This window comes from Bradyrhizobium sp. DOA9, from assembly GCF_000617845.2.
GTDB lineage: Bacteria > Pseudomonadota > Alphaproteobacteria > Rhizobiales > Xanthobacteraceae > Bradyrhizobium.
Genome location: NZ_DF820425.1, coordinates 5,569,274 through 5,588,617, shown reverse-complemented (window position 1 = coordinate 5,588,617; position 19,344 = coordinate 5,569,274). Strand labels below are relative to the sequence as shown.

At 64.9% G+C, this 19,344-nt stretch carries 21 protein-coding genes and 1 tRNA gene; 14 read left to right on the top strand and 8 right to left on the bottom strand.

What is annotated here, in order from left to right; all coding sequences use genetic code 11:
* The first annotated feature begins 78 nt into the window (after positions 1-78).
* The 5 genes from BDOA9_RS26295 (at position 79) to BDOA9_RS26275 (ending at position 6,645) form a co-directional block, all read left to right on the top strand.
* Complete coding sequence (locus BDOA9_RS26295; protein ID WP_025036946.1) at positions 79-939, top strand: MaoC family dehydratase; 861 nt, start codon at positions 79-81, stop codon at positions 937-939.
* Positions 940-1,104: 165 nt separating this feature from the next.
* Complete coding sequence (locus tag BDOA9_RS26290) at positions 1,105-1,986, top strand: SDR family oxidoreductase (RefSeq protein ID WP_025036945.1); 882 nt, start codon at positions 1,105-1,107, stop codon at positions 1,984-1,986.
* A 28-nt stretch (positions 1,987-2,014) separates the two neighbouring features.
* Positions 2,015-2,968 (top strand): dihydrodipicolinate synthase family protein, encoded by a 954-nt coding sequence (locus BDOA9_RS26285; RefSeq protein ID WP_025036944.1) that lies wholly within the window; start codon positions 2,015-2,017, stop codon positions 2,966-2,968.
* Between the two features lie 5 nt (positions 2,969-2,973).
* Positions 2,974-3,771, top strand: a complete 798-nt coding sequence (locus tag BDOA9_RS26280; protein WP_025036943.1) for an NUDIX hydrolase — start codon at positions 2,974-2,976, stop codon at positions 3,769-3,771.
* A 186-nt stretch (positions 3,772-3,957) separates the two neighbouring features.
* Positions 3,958-6,645 (top strand): PAS domain S-box protein, encoded by a 2,688-nt coding sequence (locus tag BDOA9_RS26275; RefSeq protein ID WP_025036942.1) that lies wholly within the window; start codon positions 3,958-3,960, stop codon positions 6,643-6,645.
* Here the strand turns inward: BDOA9_RS26275 and BDOA9_RS26270 are convergent, their stop codons facing one another.
* Positions 6,646-6,999: a GrlR family regulatory protein gene (locus BDOA9_RS26270; protein ID WP_025036941.1), complete on the bottom strand. Its 354-nt coding sequence runs from the start codon at positions 6,997-6,999 to the stop codon at positions 6,646-6,648.
* Between the two features lie 254 nt (positions 7,000-7,253).
* Here BDOA9_RS26270 and BDOA9_RS26265 point away from each other — a divergent pair, with 254 nt between their 5' ends.
* The gene (locus BDOA9_RS26265; RefSeq protein WP_025036940.1) at positions 7,254-7,748 is read left to right on the top strand and encodes a hypothetical protein; all 495 of its coding nucleotides are present in this window, start codon (positions 7,254-7,256) and stop codon (positions 7,746-7,748) included.
* A 35-nt stretch (positions 7,749-7,783) separates the two neighbouring features.
* Here BDOA9_RS26265 and BDOA9_RS26260 read toward each other — a convergent pair whose 3' ends face one another.
* On the bottom strand, positions 7,784-8,170 hold the full coding sequence (locus tag BDOA9_RS26260) for a VOC family protein (RefSeq protein WP_025036939.1): 387 nt from the start codon (positions 8,168-8,170) through the stop codon (positions 7,784-7,786).
* Between the two features lie 179 nt (positions 8,171-8,349).
* On the opposite strand from BDOA9_RS26260, the gene BDOA9_RS26255 reads away from it, so the two are divergent.
* The 3 genes from BDOA9_RS26255 to BDOA9_RS26245 all read left to right on the top strand — a co-directional run bounded on the left by BDOA9_RS26255 (position 8,350) and on the right by BDOA9_RS26245 (position 9,828).
* Complete coding sequence (locus BDOA9_RS26255) at positions 8,350-8,922, top strand: hypothetical protein (RefSeq protein WP_025036938.1); 573 nt, start codon at positions 8,350-8,352, stop codon at positions 8,920-8,922.
* 160 nt (positions 8,923-9,082) lie between these two features.
* A complete protein-coding gene (locus BDOA9_RS26250; RefSeq protein WP_025036937.1) occupies positions 9,083-9,601 on the top strand; it encodes a hypothetical protein in 519 nt (172 codons plus the stop codon).
* Positions 9,602-9,751: 150 nt separating this feature from the next.
* Positions 9,752-9,828, top strand: a tRNA-Arg gene (locus BDOA9_RS26245).
* Between the two features lie 71 nt (positions 9,829-9,899).
* Here BDOA9_RS26245 and BDOA9_RS26240 read toward each other — a convergent pair.
* Both BDOA9_RS26240 and BDOA9_RS26235 read right to left on the bottom strand, forming a co-directional pair.
* Positions 9,900-10,865, bottom strand: coding sequence for an AraC family transcriptional regulator (locus BDOA9_RS26240; protein ID WP_025036936.1), 966 nt, complete (start codon positions 10,863-10,865; stop codon positions 9,900-9,902).
* Between the two features lie 324 nt (positions 10,866-11,189).
* Positions 11,190-11,468, bottom strand: a complete 279-nt coding sequence (locus BDOA9_RS26235; protein ID WP_025036935.1) for a hypothetical protein — start codon at positions 11,466-11,468, stop codon at positions 11,190-11,192.
* 253 nt (positions 11,469-11,721) lie between these two features.
* Here BDOA9_RS26235 and BDOA9_RS26230 point away from each other — a divergent pair, with 253 nt between their 5' ends.
* The gene (locus BDOA9_RS26230; RefSeq protein WP_025036934.1) at positions 11,722-12,132 is read left to right on the top strand and encodes a DUF3775 domain-containing protein; all 411 of its coding nucleotides are present in this window, start codon (positions 11,722-11,724) and stop codon (positions 12,130-12,132) included.
* 40 nt (positions 12,133-12,172) lie between these two features.
* Positions 12,173-12,634, top strand: coding sequence for a host attachment protein (locus tag BDOA9_RS26225; RefSeq protein ID WP_025036933.1), 462 nt, complete (start codon positions 12,173-12,175; stop codon positions 12,632-12,634).
* A gap of 24 nt (positions 12,635-12,658) precedes the next feature.
* Here BDOA9_RS26225 and BDOA9_RS26220 read toward each other — a convergent pair whose 3' ends face one another.
* The gene (locus tag BDOA9_RS26220) at positions 12,659-12,919 is read right to left on the bottom strand and encodes a hypothetical protein (RefSeq protein WP_025036932.1); all 261 of its coding nucleotides are present in this window, start codon (positions 12,917-12,919) and stop codon (positions 12,659-12,661) included.
* Positions 12,920-13,219: 300 nt separating this feature from the next.
* Here BDOA9_RS26220 and BDOA9_RS26215 point away from each other — a divergent pair, with 300 nt between their 5' ends.
* Both BDOA9_RS26215 and BDOA9_RS26210 read left to right on the top strand, forming a co-directional pair.
* The gene (locus BDOA9_RS26215; RefSeq protein WP_025036931.1) at positions 13,220-13,666 is read left to right on the top strand and encodes a hypothetical protein; all 447 of its coding nucleotides are present in this window, start codon (positions 13,220-13,222) and stop codon (positions 13,664-13,666) included.
* Between the two features lie 98 nt (positions 13,667-13,764).
* A complete protein-coding gene (locus tag BDOA9_RS26210; protein WP_025036930.1) occupies positions 13,765-14,637 on the top strand; it encodes a DMT family transporter in 873 nt (290 codons plus the stop codon).
* A 78-nt stretch (positions 14,638-14,715) separates the two neighbouring features.
* On the opposite strand, the gene BDOA9_RS26205 is transcribed toward BDOA9_RS26210, so the two are convergent.
* Together BDOA9_RS26205 and BDOA9_RS26200 are read right to left on the bottom strand one after the other, a co-directional pair.
* On the bottom strand, positions 14,716-15,009 hold the full coding sequence (locus tag BDOA9_RS26205) for a hypothetical protein (protein ID WP_025036929.1): 294 nt from the start codon (positions 15,007-15,009) through the stop codon (positions 14,716-14,718).
* Positions 15,010-15,075: 66 nt separating this feature from the next.
* Complete coding sequence (locus BDOA9_RS26200) at positions 15,076-16,467, bottom strand: cryptochrome/photolyase family protein (protein ID WP_244521595.1); 1,392 nt, start codon at positions 16,465-16,467, stop codon at positions 15,076-15,078.
* A 170-nt stretch (positions 16,468-16,637) separates the two neighbouring features.
* On the opposite strand from BDOA9_RS26200, the gene BDOA9_RS26195 reads away from it, so the two are divergent.
* Complete coding sequence (locus BDOA9_RS26195; RefSeq protein ID WP_025036927.1) at positions 16,638-18,368, top strand: methyl-accepting chemotaxis protein; 1,731 nt, start codon at positions 16,638-16,640, stop codon at positions 18,366-18,368.
* 107 nt (positions 18,369-18,475) lie between these two features.
* On the opposite strand, the gene BDOA9_RS26190 is transcribed toward BDOA9_RS26195, so the two are convergent.
* Positions 18,476-19,135 carry a peroxiredoxin gene (locus tag BDOA9_RS26190; protein ID WP_025036926.1) on the bottom strand — a complete coding sequence of 220 codons (660 nt, stop codon included), beginning with the start codon at positions 19,133-19,135 and terminating at the stop codon, positions 18,476-18,478.
* Between the last annotated feature and the right edge of the window lie 209 nt (positions 19,136-19,344).

Below are 19,344 nucleotides of genomic sequence, written 5' to 3'. Positions count from 1 at the left end.
CTGCCCTCTTCCACAAGGGGAGAGGGCACATCAACGGGCGCCGCTGCTCGCGGAGAGACCGGGAGGAAGACAGACAACATGTCCGCCAGATACGAAGAGCTCAAAGGCCTGAAAAATCTCGGCCAGAAATACGCCTACACCGACCGCGAGGTGATGCTCTATGCCTACGGCATCGGGCTAGGCGCGGACCCCATGGACGAGAACGAGCTCGCCTTCGTCAACGAGGGCACGTTCACGCCGCGGCCGCTGAAGGTGGTGCCGACCTTCGCCTCCGTCGCGGCCTGGGGCTCGGGGCCCGGCGAGATGAACCTCAACCGCGTCATGGTGGTCGACGGCGAGCGCGACATCACCTTCCACCAGCCGCTGCCGGTCGCGGCCAACATCACGGCCGACTCCTCGGTGCTCGAAGTCTACGACAAGGGCAAGGACAAGGGCGTCGTCATCGTTCACCAGACCGTGCTGAAGAACGAGAAGGGTGAGAAGCTGGCGACCCTGGTCGCCTCGCGCTTTGCCCGCGGCGACGGCGGTTTCGGCGGGCCGAACCTGACCCAGCCTGATCCGCACAAGATTCCATCGCGCGAGCCCGACAAGACCATCGACATCACCACGCGCCCCGACCAGGCGCTGGTCTATCGCCTCTGCGGCGACCGCAACCCGCTGCACTCCGATCCGGAATTCGCCAGGAAGGCCGGCTTTCCCCGTCCGATCCTGCACGGCATGTGCACCTACGGCATCACCTGCCGCGGCGTGCTCCAGACCTATGCCGACTACGACGCCAGCGCCTTCCGCCAGCACGTCGCGCGGTTTTCCTCGCCGGTCTATCCCGGCGAGACCGTGACCATGGACCTCTGGAAGGACGGTAACGTGATCTCGTTCGAAGCCAAGGTGAAGTCGCGCGGGGTGACCGTGATCAAGAACGGCAAGACGGTGCTGGGTTAGGCCGGTCTCGTGCCCCGGACGCAGCGCAGCGCTACTTAGCGGTGCGCTGCAGAGCCGGGGCCCAGAGTGCCCGACAAGAGCTGGGTCCCGGCTCTGCGAAGCAGCGTTGCACGCTGCATCGCGTCCGGGACACGAGAGAATAAAAACAAACAGGGAGGAGCCACCATGGGAGGACTACTCGACGGCAAGGTCGCGCTGATCACCGGCGCGGGCGGCGGGCTCGGTGAGGCCTACGCAAAGCTGTTCGCGCGGGAAGGGGCCTCGGTCGTCGTCAACGACCTCGGCGGACCCCGCGACGGCTCCGGCGCCGACACCTCCATGGCGCAGCAGGTGGTGGACGCGATCAAGGCCGAGGGCGGCAAGGCGGTCGCCAACGGGGCCGACATCTCCACCATGGAGGGCGGCCAGTCGGTGTTCGACGACGCCATCAAGCACTTTGGCCGCGCCGACATCCTCGTCAACAACGCGGGCATCCTCCGCGACCAGACCTTTCACAAGGCCAGCGAGGCCGACTGGGACAAGGTCATCAAGGTGCATCTGAAGGGCACCTTTTGTTGCACCCTGCCGGTGTTTCGCTGGATGCGGGAAAACGGCGGCGGCGTCATCGTCAACACCTCCTCGACCTCGGGGCTGATCGGCAATTTCGGCCAGACCAATTACGGCGCGGCCAAGGGCGGCATCTGGGGCCTGTCCAACGTGCTCGCGATCGAGGGCCGCAAGTACAACATCCGGATCTGGACGCTGGCGCCAGGCGCCCTGACCCGCATGACCGCAGACCTGCCCCGCTATAAGGAGAACCCGGGAGCGGCGCTGGGGCCGGACGGCATCGCGCCGGCCGTGCTATACATGGTCAGCGACTTGTCGGGCGACCAGACCGGCAAGGTGCTGGGCGTGTCCGGGCCCCGCGGCGTGCGCGAGATGCGGATGATGGAAATGGAAGGCTGGAAGCCGCCGCACTCGGGCTGGAACGCCCAGGACATCGTCGATCACGCCAAGGAGATCTTCTTCTCCGAGGAGCAGATCAAGATGGGAGCGCGGCGGTTTTAGCCATCGACAGAGACAAACAAGGAAGACGATGAAACTCACCGCCGACGCCAAGGGCACCTTCGCAATCGCGCCGACGCCGTTCCACGACGACGGAAGGATCGACGAGCGCTCGATCGACCGCCTGACCGATTTCTACGAGGAGGTCGGCTGCGACGGCGTCACGGTGCTGGGCATCCTCGGCGAGGCCCCCAAGCTCGATGCCACTGAAGCCGAGCAGGTCGCGGTGCGCTACGTCAAGCGCGCCAAGAAAATGCAGGTGATCGTCGGCGTCTCCGCGCCGGGCTTTGCCACCATGCGCGCGCTGGCGAAGGCCTCGATGGACGCGGGCGCGGCCGGCGTCATGATCGCGCCGCCGCCCTCGCTTCGCACCGACGACCAGATCATCGGCTATTTCAAGCAGGCGGCGGAAGCGATCGGCCCTGACGTGCCCTGGGTGCTGCAGGATTATCCGCTGACCTTGCAGGTCGTGTTCACCCCTGCCGTGATCCGCAAGATCGTCATGGACAATCCGAACTGCGTGATGCTCAAGCACGAGGACTGGCCGGGCCTGGAGAAGATCTCGACGCTGCGTGGCTTCCAGAAGGACGGCTCGCTCCGTCCGCTCTCGATCCTCTGCGGCAATGGCGGCACCTTCCTGGACTTCGAGATGGAGCGCGGCGCCGACGGTGCCATGACCGGCTACGCCTTCCCGGAACTCCTGATCGACGTCGTGAACCTCTCCAAGGCCGGCAAACGCGACGCCGCGCATGACATCTTCGATGCGCATCTGCCGCTGATTCGCTACGAGCAGCAGCCCGGCGTCGGCCTCACCGTGCGCAAATACGTGCTGCAGAAGCGCGGCATCATCGCCTCCAGCGCGCAGCGCAAGCCCGGCGCGACGATGACGGCGACAGCGAAGGCCGAGGTCGATTATCTGTTGTCGCGGGTTGCCCGTTTCGACAAGCGCGCCAATCTCGGCCCGCAATCCAGCGCCGCAGGTTAGCCTCCATGGCCGAGACATCAGCATCACGCCCGGCTTCGACGATCCTGCTGCTGCGCGATGGCGCAGCACAGGAAATCGAGGTGTTTATGATGGTTCGCCATCATCAGATCGAGTTCAACTCGGGCGCGCTGGTGTTTCCCGGCGGCAGTGTCGATGCCGGCGACAAGGAGATTTTTGCTCGCGTCGACCTCTATTCAGGCGGTGAGGGCTTGAGCGAAGCGGACCGCGGCTTCCGGATCGCCGCGATCCGGGAGACCTTCGAGGAGAGCGGCATCCTGCTGGCGCGATCGAAGCAGACTGGCCTGCCGGTCGATGCCGACCGCGCCGGCGAGATCGCGGACGCGCACCGCGTCGCGCTCAACGAGCACAAGATCAGCTTCCTCGACATTCTCGCCGACAACAATCTCCAGCTCGCGCTCGACACGCTGGTGCCGTACGCGCACTGGATCACGCCCGAGGGCATGCCGAAGCGGTTCGACACCTGGTTTTTCCTGGCCGCGGCGCCGCCGGATCAGCTCGGTGCTCATGATGGGCGGGAATCCACCGATTCGATCTGGATCTCGCCGCGCGAGGCGGTGGTGGGCGGCGAAAGCGGCCGCTTCAAGCTGCCGTTCCCGACCACGCGCAATCTGATCCGGCTCGCCAAGCAGCCGAGCGTGAGCGCGGCGCTAGAGCATGCCCGGGGCATGTCGATCGTCACGGTGATGCCGGTGATGACCAAGACCGCAGCTGGCCGTCAGCTCCGCATTCCCCCCGAAGCCGGCTATGACGGCGAGGTGTTCGAGGTCGGGGCCGTCGGCTGACACACTTCGATACTGGAAGAAGTATCGATGAATCCCGGCCCGCAGGGCCGCCAGCGTCAAACTGTCGTAAAGCCGAAGCGGGCGGCAGTTCCGATATTAACGATATTCCGCCCCCCGAGGCATGTTCCCCCCGGGCAGCAATACGTCGTATATTGGATTTCCAGCAGTCCGGTCCTCAAATTACCAATGTCCGCCGAATTGACGCCGCCCCCTGAGAAAAGGCGAACCTTCTCGCTCTCCATCGGCCAGCTCACCTTCGGCAGCTTCCTGTTGGTGCTGGCGGTGATCATCGTCACCTCGACGGCGAGCGTGATCGCGATCCGGCACATCGATACGACCTTCGCCGAGCTGCAGCGGCTGCAGAGCGTCGGCGACCTCGCCGAGGACATCGACCGCCGCATGAACGAATTGCGCCTTGCCGCGCGCGACTTCGTCACCGATCCCGGGGCCGGCATCCAGTTCCAGCAGGTCGGCGAGGCGGCCTCGACGCTCAGCGACATCCTGAAGAAGACCCGCATCGAGCTCGCGCCCGAGCAGCAGGACATGATCGACGGGGTCACCGAGCGGCTTGCGACCTATCGCTCCGGCCTCGAGCGGATATCCACCCTGATCGACCGCCGCGCCCAGCTGCTTGCCGGACTGCCGCCGCTGCGCGAACAATTCGACGCGGCAATCGCAGGCGCCGCGGACCGCGAGCTGGCGTCCCGCCTGGCCGAGGGGCAGAGCCGGATCGCGCTCGGGCTGCTCGCGCGCAACCCGTCCGCGGCCGAGCAGGCCGCACAGGGAATGCGAGCGCTCGATATTGCCGATGCCAAGCTGAAATCGGCGGTGAACGACTATGCCGAGGCCATCATGGCCGTCGCCGTCCGCGAGCGCCAGATCGCCGACATCGATCGCGAGGTGCTGGGAACCGAAGGCCGGCTGATCGGCCGCGTCACCGAGTTGCTGCGTGAGGTCAGCTCCCGGCGCGGCCACGTGTTGTCGCGCGATTTCGCCCGGACGCTGACCGAGGCGCGATGGCAGAGCATCGTGCTCGGCACGGTCGGCGTGCTCATCGGAATCGCCGCGGCCTGGTTCGTGGTGCGCAGGACGGTGCGTCCGCTCGCTCAGATCGCGCGATCCATTCGCGCGCTTGCCGCCGGCCGGAAAGATACCTCGATTCCGTCCGCCGACCTCGACAACGAGATCGGCGACATTGCGCGGGCGGCCGAAGTGTTTCGCCGCGCGCTGGAGGAGGCCGACACCGCGCGCGAGGCGGCGGTGCGCGCGCTGACCGAACAGCGCCTGGCCGAGGAGAGCTACCGAAAGCTGTTCGAAGGCTCCATCGACGGCATCTATGTGACGACGCCGGCCGGTGACCTCCTCAACGCCAATCCGGCACTGGCGCGCATGATGGGCTATGACAGCCCGCAGCAGCTGATCGACAGCATCAGCGACATCGCCCACACCATCTACGTTCATCCCGAGGCGCGCGCCGAATACCAGCGGCTGATGGCACGCGACGGCATGGTGCGGGAATTCGAGTATCAGGTGCGCCAGCGCAGCGGCGACATCCTCTGGCTCTCCGACAGCGCCACCGGCGTGCGCGACGAAGCGGGCAACATCGTCCGCTACGAGGGAACGCTGCGCGACATCACCGACCAGAAGCGGGCGGAGGAAGCCATCGCCGAGGGTCGGCGCCTGCTCCAGCAGGTCATCGACACCGTGCCCGCGGTCATCAACGTCAAGGACCGCGAACTGCGCTACGTGCTGATGAACCGCTACATGGCCGGCATTTTCGGCATCGAGCCGGGCGAGGCGCTCGGCCGCACCACGGCAGACCTGATGTCGCGCTATGGGGCGGCAAAGTCCGACGAGAGCGACAAGCGGGTCCTCAAGCTCCGCAAGGGCCTCGGTTTCTATGAGGAGGAGTATCAGGACGCCTCCGGCAACATGCGGCAATGGCTGGTCAACAAGTTGCCGCTGCTCGACCCCGACGGCGAGATCGAGCGGATCGTGACGGTTGCGCTCGATATCGGCGAGCGCAAGCGCGGCGAGCAGGAGATGCGCAAGGCCAAGGAAGCCGCCGAAACCGCGCTGCGCAATCTGCGCGAGACCCAGGCCTCGCTGATCGAGGCCGAGAAGCTCGCCGCGCTCGGGCGCCTGGTCGCCGGCGTCGCCCACGAGGTCAACAATCCGGTCGGCATCAGCCTCACGGTCGCCTCCGCGCTGGAGCGCAAGACCGCGATGTTCACCGCCGAAGTCGAGCGTGGCGAATTGCGCCGCTCCACGCTCAACGACTTCCTCAGCACCAGCCGCGATGCGTCCTCGCAGCTCGTCTCCAATCTCAACCGCGCCGCCGAGCTGATCCAGTCGTTCAAGCAGGTCGCGGCCGACCGCAACTATTCGGACCAGCGGACTTTCGATCTCGGCGACCTCACCGAGCAGGTGGTGATGAGCCTGCGACCGGGCTTGCGTAAGCACAATCTGACGCTCAACGTCGAGTGTCAGCCCGACCTGACCATGAACAGCTATCCCGGCCCGTACGGCCAGGTGCTGACCAATCTGTTCCTGAATTCGGTGGCGCACGCCTTCCCGGACGGAAGGCCCGGGACGATCGAGATCCAGGTGCGCGAGTCCGGCAAGGACAATGTCGAGGTCATCTTCTCCGACAATGGCTGCGGCATGTCGCTCGACGTCCGCCGCCGCGCCTTCGATCCGTTCTTCACGACGCGGCGCGACCAGGGAGGCACCGGCCTAGGGCTCCATATCGTCTACAGCATCGTGACCAATCGGCTCGGCGGCCGGCTCGATCTCGATTCCGAGCCGGGTGGCGGCACGCGCATTCAGATCATTTTGCCTCGCGTGGCGCCGCTCGAACAGGCCGCGGAATAGCTAATCGACGTCCGCAAGCTTGTGCAGAGTCGCGCCGAAGATCTGGCTGGCCTTGCCGACCAGCGCAGTGCCGGTCATCTCCCCGCGCGTTTCGGTGAAGCTGCCGGTGACGCCGATGCCGACCGGGGCAGGGCCGCCGAACAGCGGGTTGTCATCGCCCCGAGGTGTCGTGTGCCGCTGCACCAGCACCTCGCCCTTGAAGGTGTTGTTGTCCTTCACCGAGTAACTGCCGGTGTAATAGAGGTAGGCATCGCCGCCGAGGATCTTGCCGTCGCGGAAAAGAATCACGCCGCTACCCTTGCCGACTCGACCATCGAGCAGGGTCACGTGAATTGAATAGAGGCCGTTTTTCATAACGTCCCGCAGGCCGGCCGCCATCGCCCAATGGCGCAACCGGTCCGGCTTTTATGCCAAAGCCCATCCTCTCGCGCAACGCGGCAGTTTGCCGGTCGGCTCGCCCACTGCGGAGCCGTAATTGTCCCGGCTTGTCCGTGACACCGTCATGACGCTCTGATGGTGAGGCGAGGCCTGACGTTGCGAATCAGAGTTGGCCCGCGAAATGCATAACCATTGTTGCACTGGCCGCGGGGTGCTGGAGCAAGACGAACGTGACCAACTGGATCGATTCCGGCGGCAATGAGCCGCGTCTGTACAGTGTGCGTCCCACGAATTTCAAAAGCGAACAACGGCGGATCGGCGACGCGATAAGCTGGGGAAACCTGACGCGGCTGGCAGCCTTGACTTTGATCGCGCTCGGTGCCTCCTCGGGGCACGCGCGCGACCGCGGGCAGTTCGCCAACACCAGTCCTGAATTGAAGTCCTGGTTCGACAGTCTGCGCAGCGGCAAGGGGCCTTGCTGCTCCGATGCCGACGGATCGGCGCTCTCGGATTCGGACTGGGACAGCAAGGACGGGCATTATCGCGTCCGCGTCCCGCGCTATGGCTACGCGCTCGACGGCCAGCAGCAGGAGCTCGTCTGGGTCGATGTGCCCGAGGAGGCGGTGATCTCGGAGCCGAACCGAGTGGGACGCACCATGGTCTGGCCGATCTACGGCTACATGGGCGTCACCATCCGTTGCTTTATGCCCGGTAGCATGACTTAGCCTTCGGGCGTGACGTCGTCGGGCGACCCGTCGCGTCAGGTGTATTTCTTGTCGCGTTCGAGCAGCTCGATCGAAATGCCTTCGGGCCCGCGGATGAAGCAGATGCGCACGCCGGGCCGGATGGTCGTCGGCTCGCGCGTGAAGGCGACGCCTTTGGCCTTGATCTCGGCCGCGACGGCGTCGATGTCCTTCACCGTCAAGCCGAAATGATCGAGGCCCTGATGCGGGTGGGGAGGCGGCGGGTTGACCGCACCATCGCCCTTGAGCGGTGCGATGAAGATCCTGGCGCCGCCGAGATTCACGTCGATCCGTCCGGGCGCGTGCACGATCTCGCCACCAAGGATGTCCCGCAACCAGGCTGCCGTGGCCTCCGGATCGGGGCTGCGCAGATGGACGTGATCCCAAGTGACGGCGAATGGCATTTGATGGTCTCCAACGGGTCCTTCGATGTTGCGGCGCATGTTAGCGGCCCCGGCCGGTGGTCGCCACCGCTGTTGCCGACTCGCGTGATGCGCGGGAACCTTAGTTCGTTGGCGGGATTAAGGTAAGCTCTGGCCGAGTCCGTCTTCGACGGTGCTGCGGCCGCGATCGGTGTGGAACGATGAACGCGAAGCTCGACCGAACCGGATTGGGGCGCTTCGCCGGCACCGGCGAACGACTTGCGCGGACCGTGACGATTGCGAGCGTCTCATTCGGCCGAAGCCTTCTGTGGCTGCTGGCGGCCATCATCGTCGGCTGCGGCATCTGGATGCTGTTGCCTCTTTCCAAGGGCAACAGTGCTGAGCCGGTGAGGGCGGAGCTGGCGGCTGTTGAAGCGTCTCCCTCCGGCGATGCGTCGGCAATGGCCTCCCCGGCGTCCGAAGCACAGATGCCGGCGACGGCAGAACTTGGTCGTCTCAGGATTTCATCGCAGACCTGGCGTCGCGGCGGCCTCGGCTCCAAAGCCCTGGTGACGTTGACGCTGCGAAACGACAACGACTATGCCGTAAAGGATGTCGAGATCGTCTGCGCCTTCACGCGGCGCGACGGCAGTCATCTGACCGACCGCAGCCGCGTGCTGGCGGATCCGGTCAGCATGAAGAGCCGCAAGACCTTTGTGCGTATCCCAATCGGCGTCGTCAACGTGAATGCCGATCAGGCGAAATGCTCGCTGGTTGCAGCACGTCGGGCTTGAAGGCGGCGTGTTCCGGTAGCTGAAAAGTTACCTTCTGCGGTCCTTGGCCAAAAACCGTGCATCACCATTTGAACCGAATGGCTGGGCCAGGAACCAATTGGAAGATCGCCTGTTGAGCGAGGAGAGCCCACGCGGGAATGCGGGGGGCGGAGCACGGCCAATGCCCATCTTTAGGTATTTCATCTTCGTCGGTGGAGCTTTGCTCGCACTGCTGTTCGCGGCGGATTTCGTCTTGCCGGCGCCGCCCGTCGCGCATGCGGTCGCGACCGCAGCCAACGACCAGCCGCAGATTCGAATTCGGTCGAATCGTCATCTGCCTGAGCGCGTCGTCCTCGACACCAGCCTGCCGACGATGGCCGCACCCGCGGTTCAGACCGCCGCAGCTGCGGCTCCCCAGCCGCCGGTCCAGGAGAGCCTCTCGCCGGCTTTGGCCGAGATGTCGGCCAAGACCCGGGTGCGCGAAACCTTCGCCCAGTTCGCGCCGGCGCCGAAGGCTGGGGCCGCCACGGCCAGGACGTCCGAGGCCGCTCAGCCCCAGACTTTCCAGGCCCAGGCTTCTCCGGTGCAGGCTCAGCCCAAGCGCAAGATCGTCAGGACGCAGCCGGCGCCGCAGCCGGGCCGTCCCATGATGCTGGTCGCGCAGCAGCCGCATTTCGGCCTCTTCAACACGACCTGGTAACGGCGCCTTCGGCCACCCCCGATCGAGGTGGGAAGGGCTTTTTATTGGCGGGCCGCTCTGCTAATTCGAACCGATCCGAACGCCGTCGGGTGTGCTGGCTTGTCGCCAGCGTCCGCCGGCGAATCTCGGTGGCCCGCCGCCCGGGCCAGGGCGCTCGTAGCTCAGCTGGATAGAGCATCGGATTTCGATTCCGAGGGTCGGAGGTTCGAATCCTTCCGAGCGCGCCAGTCGTCTCTGTTCCATATATGTTCTGGGAAGACGCGGGGCGCCGGATGGCCGCGGCGAGGGCCGGCGTCCATCAGCTTCCCGGGACACCGCTTTGCCGGCCGCGCGCCAGCGTGTCGGAGGGGGCTTCGTGGAAGATGGCGCGGTAGGCCGCGGCAAATTCGCCGAGATGATGGAAGCCCTGGGCACGAGCGCAGGTGGCCACGGTGACGCCACCGCCCTTGAGCAGGCGGACGCGGGTTGCCCACAGCCTCTTCAGGCGAATGTACTGGTGCAGGCTCATGCCTCGCACCTTGCTGACGGCGCCGCCGAGCGTGCGTATCGAGACGTCGAATTCGCGGGCGAGATCGGCCGTGTAGATCGGAGCGGTCGGGAAGGTCGCGACATAGTCGTCGATGCGCTGCACGAGCTTGATCGCCCGTTCGCCCTGGACCGAGGCGCTCCGATCCGACACCGGATCGATTCGAAACAGATCGTCGAGCGCGAGCAGCAGGCCTTCCTGGAGATGGGCCGCAACCTCGGTCGTCTCGAACAGGCGCGGCTGCACTGATGCGGTGCGCAGGATATCGAGCAGGAGCTGTCGCGTGTGGAGCAGGGCGGGCCGGTTCGCGACATGGGCGCGCAACTGATCGGCGCGGTCGAACCAGCCCCGATCCCTCAGTTCGGGGGAGAAAATGATCATGGCGTGATGATTGGTCCGGGGCTCGACGAAATGGCAGTCATCGTTGCCGCGGAGGGCGGCGAAGAAGCGCGCGTCCAGATCCACCCCCTTGAAGTTGGCCTGAAGATCGTCGGTCATCGACAGGATCACCATCCCGCCCGGCATGCGATAGGCGGTGTCGAGGATTCGCGCGAACGATCGCATCATGATGATGCGGCACGCCGGCAGGGAAACGATGGCTCGGGCCGCCGCGAAGTTCGGGATGTCGAGCGGAATGCTCCTCGCATCCTCCATCGTCTCGATCGGCTGAAACGCATCGACATCGGAGAAGCCGATCAGTTGAAGCGCAGAGGAGGGAGCGAGGTCGTCGAACAACATGATTCTGGCCGGCCGCTGAAATGAGACAATCAAATGAACGTCGATGCATCGCCATCAATGGCGAAACATCGGGTTTCAGTAAACCGAATTTCAGGCCGTAGTATTGCGGACATCATGCCATGAAGTCGGTCGGATCATCGCCGTTTCTCGACGCTCTGCACGTTCATGTTGATGGTACCGAAACACGATCGGTCAAGTGGTCATAAGTGACCTTTTCGGCTGATCGCATCTTTGATCCAGATCAGACATGAATTGCTTCGGGCCAGTGATCCAGGCAAGACATGATCTCGCAAAAGCGAAGGGGCCCGAGGGCCCCTTCAAACGTCACCAGCGGCGATAGCCGTGGTACCCATAATAGCGCGGACCGTAGTAGCGCGGCCCATAATACCGCGGGCCGTAATAATAAGGCCGCGGCCTGTAGTAGCCATAATAGTTCGGCCGCCACCAGCACTGTCCCCAGGCGTCGCAGACCATGCGGACCCGCTCGATGCCCGAAGCCTGCGGTGTCGCAGGTGCAGGCGCGATCGGCATGGCGGACGCTGTCGACGATGCCGCGAGGGCGCCGAACAAGGACACAGCCAAAAGGCCAGTCTTCAGATTCATGATGTCTTCCTCCGCTTACGCGATGCAGGATATCGAGCTTGTTCGGATCAAATTGTGGCCGAACCGAAATGTAATACAGATGAACAAAGCTGCCGCGAGCTGACCCTCGCGTCCCGGCTCGGCAGCGGGGTGCAGGCCGTCAGGCCATGCCGTGACCAGACCTTGATCCTGCGCAATTCGCAAGTTTGCCTTGGCTCTTACTGTCGTTGTTGTGGCAGCGGCGTGGTGCCTGGTGCCGGGCAAGGTGAGCTGAATGCGAGTCATTCCAGATCTGTCGATCTCGCCGGAGAAGGTCTTCTTCGTGATCTCGAAATCGCGCCGGTCCGACAGCGAAGCTGGCGGGGGTGGCGTCGTCCTGGACTTTGGCGACGACGACATGAGCTACGGCTGCGGCGGGCGCGGCGAATCCACCGACCGCGCGGAGCTCGCGGGCTTCATCCACGCTCTCAATGTTGACGAGCAGATCGATCTCGTGGCGCTGACCTGGCTCGGCCGCGGCGACGGTGATCTCCCCGATTGGCATCAACTGCGCGCCCAGGCCGCGCAGGCGCACAACCAGCGCACCGCATCTTACCTGATCGGCACGCCAATGCTCGCCGACTATCTGGAGGAGGCGATGACTCAATTCGGCAAGTCCTTCGAGGAATTCGAAGAACTGCTCTGATGCCGGATGCGGCGTCTGCAAGTGTCAAGGAGAAGTTGCAATGGACAAGATGAGAATTGACAAGGGCGACTGGCTGGTCGTGTGCGACGGGCGCAAGGCACTCATTCTGGAAAACCTCGGCGACGAGATGTTTCCGAACCTCCACACCAGGGAGGTGCACGAGCAGCCCAACCCCGCGACTGCCGCTCAAGGGTCCGACGCGCCTGGCCGGTTGCATGGCGCAGCCGGCGGCGCACGCAGCTCGGTCGAGCAGACCGATTGGCACGACGACGCCGAGCGCGCCTTTCTCCGGAGCCTGGCCGGCCGGCTCGATGCCGCCGTCAGCTCCGGTGAGACCACGGCCCTGACCATGGTGGCTTCGCCGCGCGCGCTCGGCATGATCCGCGCCGACTATTCGGACGGCGTGCGCAAGGCGCTGCAGGGCGAGGTCGGCAAGGACCTCGTCAAGCTGCCGGTCTACGAGATCGAGAAGCAGTTGCTGCGGTCGGGCGCCGCCAAATAAAGGACCCGCAGCGGCCGCGGCGCCTCAGTAGCAGGGGTGCCGCCGGCGGTCCTGACCGATATAGGCGGCCGCGCTGCGATAACAGTGGTTGGTCGCCGGGCCGTCATAATAGGCGAAGGTGCCGGGCGTGATACCGGGGCCGTAATTGTGCAGGTAGCTGATCGGATAGGGCAGCGGGTTGGCGTAAGAGCGGTGGTACCGGCGGCCGTGCGCCTCGGCGAGGGCTGGGGCCAGAACCGCAGCCGTCAAGGCCGCAACCGCGGCGACACGCGTCAACTTGCTCATCTCGATTCTCCGGAACCTGCTCGAATAGGCCAGCCGTTTATAGCAATTTCGGGCGATCAGGCATCGCTTGGGGGGTCCGAAATCCTTGCCGATCCTGCAGATTTCCGCGTGGGTGTGACAGAATTGCCGGGCATGCGGCCGAAACCTGCCCATTTTTGGCCTTTTCGGGATGCTTAACGAATTCCCCACACAAGTGTGACCAAAGACTATTCGGTTAAGAATTCTGCCGCCGGCCCCGGGGATCATTTGCCGGTCCCTTGAGTCCGGTGCATTTCTGAAGGCCTTCGCCGTCATCTCGCCATGCGCATCACGCTTCCGAGTCTGCTGTTGCTCTGCCTCGCCCTTGCCACGCCGGCACGCGCCGAGCTGCGCATCACCCGCGACCACGGCGGCTATGTCGAGGAGTACAAGACCAAGTACAAGCGGGTGCGCGAGAAGGGCGAGCGGGTCATCATCGACGGCATCTGCAATTCGGCCTGCACGCTCGTGCTCGGCATCGTGCCGATGAACAAGATCTGCGTGACGCCGCGCGCGAGCCTCGGCTTCCACCAGGCCTATTACGACAAGGCGTTCACCTTCGGCATCAAGGTCACCAGCGCCGAGGGCACCTCCGATCTCATGTCCTACTACCCCGACACGGTGAAGGACTGGATTCGCCGCAATGGCGGGCTCACAACCGACATGAAGAAAATCAAGAACGGGATCGACCTCTGGAAGATCGTCAATCCCTGTCCGGAAGAATGGTGAGCGGCTGAGACGGACCACGATCGTCCGTCGCAGCGCAGCATCGTCACGGCGAAATTCGCATTGCCGCATGGCCCCTGGGTCGGGCAATGAGGGCGGCAATGAACCATAATCAAGAAACCCTGGCCGCCCGCGCCGCGCCGATCCTGTTCGTGCTGCTCTGGAGCACCGGATTCATCGGCACCAAATACGTCGTCGACAATGCCGATCCCTTGACCTATCTCGCCATCCGCATGGCGATCGTGGTCGGGCTGATGGCGATCATCGCAGGCATCGCGCGGCCGAAATGGCCTGATGGCGCAGGCATCGCGCACAGCGCGGTCGCCGGCATCCTCGTCCACGGCTTCTATCTCGGCGGCACCGCGATTGCGATCGCGCATTCGATTCCGGCCGGCCTTTCGGCGCTGATCCCGGGGCTGCAGCCGATCCTGACCTCCACCATCGCCAACCGCTGGCTCGGCGAACGGGTGACGCCGCTGCAATGGGCCGGGCTCGTGCTCGGTCTTGGCGGGGTGGTGCTGATTCTGCACAACCGCCCGATGACCGGCGAAGCCGGGCTCGGCTGGCTCGCCTCGATCGTCTCGCTGGTCAGCATCACGCTCGGCACGCTTTATCAACGCCGCTATTGCAATCACATCGACTGGCGCGCCGGCAATCTCGTGCAGTACCTGGCAGTCACCATTTTCTTCGCGGTCGGCGCCTTCCTCTTCGAGGATCGCGTGGTGCACTGGACGCGGGAGTTCGTGCTCGCGCTCGCCTGGCTCGCGGTCGCGCTCTCGATCGGATCGATCGGGCTGTTGTACTGGCTGATCCGCCACGCCGCGGCGACCTCGGTCGCCAGTCTGTTCTATTTGGTCCCGGCCGTCACGGCCCTGATGGCCTATCTGCTGTTCGGAGAAAAGCTGGACGCGATTGCCATTGTCGGCATGGCGTTCTGCGCCGCGGCCGTGCTTGTGGTCAATCGGCGGTCCTGACCGCGCGCAGCCTGGCGGCGAGGATAGGCATGCGCTGTCTCCGGGCGCGCCCGCACCCGGAGACGTCTCGCGGCGCGATCAGCGCTTGGCCTTCTTGGCCTTCTTCTTCGACTTGCCGGCTTTCTTGGCGGCCTTCTTCGCCGACTTTTTCGCGGCCTTCTTGGACGACTTCTTTGCGGCTTTCTTCGTCGTCTTCTTCGCAGCCTTCTTGGCTTTCTTCTTGGCCGCCTTCTTCGGCGCTACTTTCTTCGCGACCTTCTTGGCGGCTTTCTTCACCTGCTTGACTGCAGAGACTGCCGCGTCCTTGGTCGTTTCCACGGCGCTGGTGATCGTCTCCATCGCCTGTTCGGTGATCGGCTTGTCGTCGTCCATATCGTCCCCCACGGTTTGCATGGAGCGATGACGATAGCGGGTTTCGAAATTGTGTCAAAGCAACGCTCAACCTTTGCGGATCTTTGCGTAGGCGGCGAGCGCGCGTTCGCGTCCCCTGGCATGATCGACGATCGGCTGCGGATAGGTCTTGCCGATCGTGATGCCCGCGCTCGCCAGCTCGATCGGCGTTGCCTGCCAGGGCCGGTGGATCAGCTTGGCCGGCAGGTCCTTCAGTTCCGGAACCCAGCGTCGAACATAGGCTCCGTCGGGATCGAACTTCTCGCCCTGGAGAAGCGGATTGAACACGCGGAAATAGGGCGCAGCGTCGGCACCGCAGCCGGCGACCCATTGCCAATTGGCGGGATTGCTGCCGGCGTCCGCGTCGACCAGCGTGTCCCAGAACCAGGCTTCGCCTTCGCGCCAGTCGATCAGGAGGTGCTTGACCAGGAAGGAGGCCACCACCATCCGCACCCGGTTGTGCATCACCCCGGTGTGCCAGAGCTCGCGCAGGCCGGCATCGACGATGGGATATCCGGTGCGGCCGCGCTGCCAGGCGGCGAGCGCTTGCTCGTCGGGCTGCCAGGGAAAGCCATCGAAGTTCGTCTGCAGGTTTTCGGCGGCGAGGTTGGGGTGATCGTGGAGGAGGTGGCGGCAGAATTCGCGCCAGCCGAGCTCGCTCAGGAATTTTTCGACGCCTTGCCCGCGTGAGGGATCTTCCGCGGCGGCAAACCGGGCGGCGTGCCAGACTTGGCGCGGGCTGAGCTCGCCGAAGCGCAGATGCGGCGACAGCCGCGAGGTGCCCTCCCGGTCAGGACGGTCCCGGTCGCCGAGATACATTCGAACTTTTTGCTTGAGGAAGTCGCGCAGGCGCAGCTCAGCGGCCGCGGCGCCGGGGGTCCAGGCCTCGCGCAGGCCGCCCGCCCAATCAGGCGCACTCGGCTCGAGCTTCCAGCTCTCCAGCCGATCGCTTGCGATGCGCGGCGCCGGGCGGAGCTGCTTCGGTGCGGGCAGGGGTTTTGGCGGGTCGCCGAGCGCCAGCACGCGGCGCCAGAACGGGGTGAACACGCGCAGGCCCCGGCCGTCCTTGCTGCGGATCGCCGCGGGCGGGACCAGCAGGTCGCCCGGAAAGCTTTGCGTCTGCGTGCCGAGCTTCGCCAGGGCGGCTGCGAGCTGTCGTTCAACCGCCTGATGAGGCGCCTGCGCGATATCGTTCCAATAGACGGCGCGGGCGCCGCTCTCTCGCGCCAGCTCCGGGATCACCTTGGCCGCCGATCCCCGGCGCAGGACGAGCGAGCCGCCGCGCGCGGCGATCTCCGCTCCGAGCGCCCGCAGCGACTGCGCCAGCCACCAGCGTGCCGCACCGCCCGGTGCTCGCCCCGCCGCCTCGTCCAGCACGTAGAGGCAAAGCACCGGCGCTCCGGACTTGGCGGCGGCGTGAAGGGCGGGGTGGTCGGACAGGCGGAGATCGTCGCGAAACCAGACGATGACGGGCGGCGGAGTGGGCGGGGTCAGGGAAGGCCTCGTTTACGAATTGGAAACCATGCCGCGAGTGGTGGTGGGTAACCGTCGTTAATGTGACCGTAAGTCAATTGCACGATTATGCAGGAATTACGGGGGTCATTCCATCCATGTCCAATCTTCTCACGGCGAAGTTCCTGCCGCGGTTCAAGCTCGGCACCAAGGCCGTCTTGTGCGCGGTGCTGCTGATCGCAATGAACACGGCGCTCGTGGTCGGCGCCGGCTATTGGTCACTGACATCCGCTTTCAATGACCGCGCCTTGCGCGACATTGAAATCAATCTGCGCACGCTGGCGCTGGCCTTTGCGGAGACCGTTCCCGAAGCCAAAATCACGATCCGGGACGGCGCGGTGGTCCGCGCCGAGATCCCGAAAATGCCCGACTTGAGGGATCACGCCATCGTCGATCGGTCGGTGTCCTATGTCGGCGGCAACGCGACCCTGTTCGTGTTCGACGCGGCGAGCGGGCAGTTCGTCCGCCGCTCGACCAACGTGAAGAAGGAAAACGGCGACCGCGCCGTCGGGACCCAGCTGGCCGCGGATCATCCGGGGCAGGCCCCGCTGCGCCGTGGCGAGCCCTATAAGGGGCCGGCCACGCTGTTCGGCAAGACGTTCATGACCGCCTATTTCCCGATTGCCGATGGCACCGGCAAGGTCGCCGGCATTCTGTATGTCGGCATCCCCATGGCGCAGTTCGAGGGCATGCTGTCCCAGGCGATGGAGAGCATGGCGGCCGCCGCCGGGCTTGCCGCGCTTCTGGTGCTGGTCCTGACCCTGCTGGTCGTGCGCCGCATCACCCGGCCGCTGACCTCGGTGACGCACTCGCTCACCGCGCTTGCGAACGGCCAGAGCGACGTCGCGATCGAATGCGAGGACCGCGCCGACGAGATCGGCGAGATCGCCCGCACGGTCGCGGTGTTCAAGAGCAACTCGCACGAGCGGGCGCGCCTGCGCAGTGAACAGGCGGCGGCAAGTGCTGCCGCAGCCGAGCAGCGCAAGGCCGAACTGCGCAACTTCGTCGAGGGGTTCCGCGGCAGCGTCGGCGGCATTCTCGACAAGGTGCTCGCATCGTCAGGGGAGTTCGAGCGCGCTGCTCGACAGCTCACCGACACCGCGCGCTCCACGGCCGATCTGTCCGCGCAGTCGGCGGGAGCTTCCGAAAGCGCCTCCGAGCATGTGCGTTCGGCAGCGTCCGCTTCCGACGAACTGTCTCAATCCATCTCCGAGATCACCCGCCGGGTGCAGGAATCGAACGAGATCTCCGCCGAGGCGGTGCGGCAGGCTGAAGCGACCGACCAGCGCATCGCGCAGCTCTCGGAAGCCGGCGCGCGCATCGGCGACGTCGTCAAGCTGATCACCTCGATTGCCGAGCAGACCAATCTGCTGGCGCTGAATGCGACGATCGAGGCCGCACGCGCGGGCGATGCCGGCCGCGGCTTCGCGGTGGTGGCTCAGGAGGTCAAGACGCTCGCCGGCCAGACCGCGAAGGCGACCGACGAGATATCGAGCCAGATCGAGAGCATGCAGCTTGCGACCGAGGAATCGGTCGCCGCCATCAAGGCGATCAGCCAGACCATAGAGCGCATCAGCGGCATCGCGGGCTCGATCTCGGCCGCCGTCGAGCAACAGAAGAGCGCGACGCACAACATCGTGGCCAGCGTGCGCGCGGCGGTGTCGGGCACCGCCGATGTCGCGGTCAATGTCCGCCACGCCGCCAAGGGCGCCAGCGAGACGGGCGAGACGTCGAGCCGGATGTTTGCTTCCGCCCAGGCGCTGTCGGGCGAGAGCCTGCATCTGAAGGCCGAGGTCGAGAGCTTCCTCGACCGCGTGCACGCGGCGTAAGGATCGGGCCCAATGCGCAATGCGCATTGGGAAACTCGAGATCCCGGGTCCGCGCTTTGCGCGCCCCGGGATGACTTTTTGCGGTCGCTATCCGCGACCGCCAAAAGTCATTTCGGCTGCGGCACGATGCGGATGTAGGGCTTCGGCTCCTTCCAGCCTTGCGGATAGATCGTCTTGGCCTCGTCGTTGGAGACCGAGCCGGCAATGATCACATCCTGACCCTGCGTCCAGTCGGCCGGGGTGGCGACGCGATGCTTGGCGGTGAGCTGAAGCGAGTCGATGACGCGCAGGATCTCCTGGAAGTTCCGGCCCGTCGTCATCGGATAGACCAGCACCAGCTTGATCTTCTTGTCCGGCCCGATGATGAAGACGTTGCGGACGGTCTGGTTGTCGGCCGGCGTGCGGGTGAGGGGATCGCCCGAGGTCGAGGCCGGCAGCATCTCGTAAAGCTTCGAGACGTTGAAGTCGGTGTCGCCGATCAGCGGATAGTTGGGAGCGGCGCCTTGCGTCTCCTTGATGTCCTCGGCCCATTTCGCGTGGCGATCGATCGGATCGACCGAGAGGCCGATCAGTTTGACGCCGCGCTTGTCGAATTCCGGCTTCAGCTTGGCGAGAGCGCCGAGCTCGGTCGTGCAAACCGGCGTGAAGTCCTTCGGATGTGAGAACAAGAGGGCCCAGCTGTTGCCGATCCAGTCGTGGAACTTGATCTTCCCTTCGGTGGTCTCGGCTTCGAAGTCGGGGGCGGTGGTGCCGATCGGAAGTGTCATGATTTACCTCATCCCGTTGAATTTGCAGTGGAATTCACGTCTAGCCGTCGCCTTCAGTATAGGCGCTTGGCAAGACCAAGTGAACGGCATCTGAACCGGCTGAAGTAAAATGTGAATTTCTTCCGTGAAGGGCCGATTTCCTAGCAACTTTTTGTTACGGCGGCGCCTGCGGCGAAACATCTCCACCCGGGGTCACACGGTCTCGCTCG

Bases quoted from the DNA above. Each gene is read 5' to 3' on its own strand.
- BDOA9_RS26295 (WP_025036946.1), top strand. From the start codon at position 79: ATGTCCGCCAGATACGAAGAGCTCAAAGGCCTGAAAAATCTCGGCCAG.
- BDOA9_RS26290 (WP_025036945.1), top strand. From the start codon at position 1,105: ATGGGAGGACTACTCGACGGCAAGGTCGCGCTGATCACCGGCGCGGGC.
- BDOA9_RS26285 (WP_025036944.1), top strand. From the start codon at position 2,015: ATGAAACTCACCGCCGACGCCAAGGGCACCTTCGCAATCGCGCCGACG.
- BDOA9_RS26280 (WP_025036943.1), top strand. From the start codon at position 2,974: ATGGCCGAGACATCAGCATCACGCCCGGCTTCGACGATCCTGCTGCTG.
- BDOA9_RS26275 (WP_025036942.1), top strand. From the start codon at position 3,958: ATGTCCGCCGAATTGACGCCGCCCCCTGAGAAAAGGCGAACCTTCTCG.
- BDOA9_RS26270 (WP_025036941.1), bottom strand. From the start codon at position 6,999: ATGAAAAACGGCCTCTATTCAATTCACGTGACCCTGCTCGATGGTCGA.
- BDOA9_RS26260 (WP_025036939.1), bottom strand. From the start codon at position 8,170: ATGCCATTCGCCGTCACTTGGGATCACGTCCATCTGCGCAGCCCCGAT.
- BDOA9_RS26255 (WP_025036938.1), top strand. From the start codon at position 8,350: ATGAACGCGAAGCTCGACCGAACCGGATTGGGGCGCTTCGCCGGCACC.
- BDOA9_RS26250 (WP_025036937.1), top strand. From the start codon at position 9,083: ATGCCCATCTTTAGGTATTTCATCTTCGTCGGTGGAGCTTTGCTCGCA.
- BDOA9_RS26240 (WP_025036936.1), bottom strand. From the start codon at position 10,865: ATGTTGTTCGACGACCTCGCTCCCTCCTCTGCGCTTCAACTGATCGGC.
- BDOA9_RS26235 (WP_025036935.1), bottom strand. From the start codon at position 11,468: ATGAATCTGAAGACTGGCCTTTTGGCTGTGTCCTTGTTCGGCGCCCTC.
- BDOA9_RS26230 (WP_025036934.1), top strand. From the start codon at position 11,722: ATGCGAGTCATTCCAGATCTGTCGATCTCGCCGGAGAAGGTCTTCTTC.
- BDOA9_RS26225 (WP_025036933.1), top strand. From the start codon at position 12,173: ATGGACAAGATGAGAATTGACAAGGGCGACTGGCTGGTCGTGTGCGAC.
- BDOA9_RS26220 (WP_025036932.1), bottom strand. From the start codon at position 12,919: ATGAGCAAGTTGACGCGTGTCGCCGCGGTTGCGGCCTTGACGGCTGCG.
- BDOA9_RS26215 (WP_025036931.1), top strand. From the start codon at position 13,220: ATGCGCATCACGCTTCCGAGTCTGCTGTTGCTCTGCCTCGCCCTTGCC.
- BDOA9_RS26210 (WP_025036930.1), top strand. From the start codon at position 13,765: ATGAACCATAATCAAGAAACCCTGGCCGCCCGCGCCGCGCCGATCCTG.
- BDOA9_RS26205 (WP_025036929.1), bottom strand. From the start codon at position 15,009: ATGGACGACGACAAGCCGATCACCGAACAGGCGATGGAGACGATCACC.
- BDOA9_RS26195 (WP_025036927.1), top strand. From the start codon at position 16,638: ATGTCCAATCTTCTCACGGCGAAGTTCCTGCCGCGGTTCAAGCTCGGC.
- BDOA9_RS26190 (WP_025036926.1), bottom strand. From the start codon at position 19,135: ATGACACTTCCGATCGGCACCACCGCCCCCGACTTCGAAGCCGAGACC.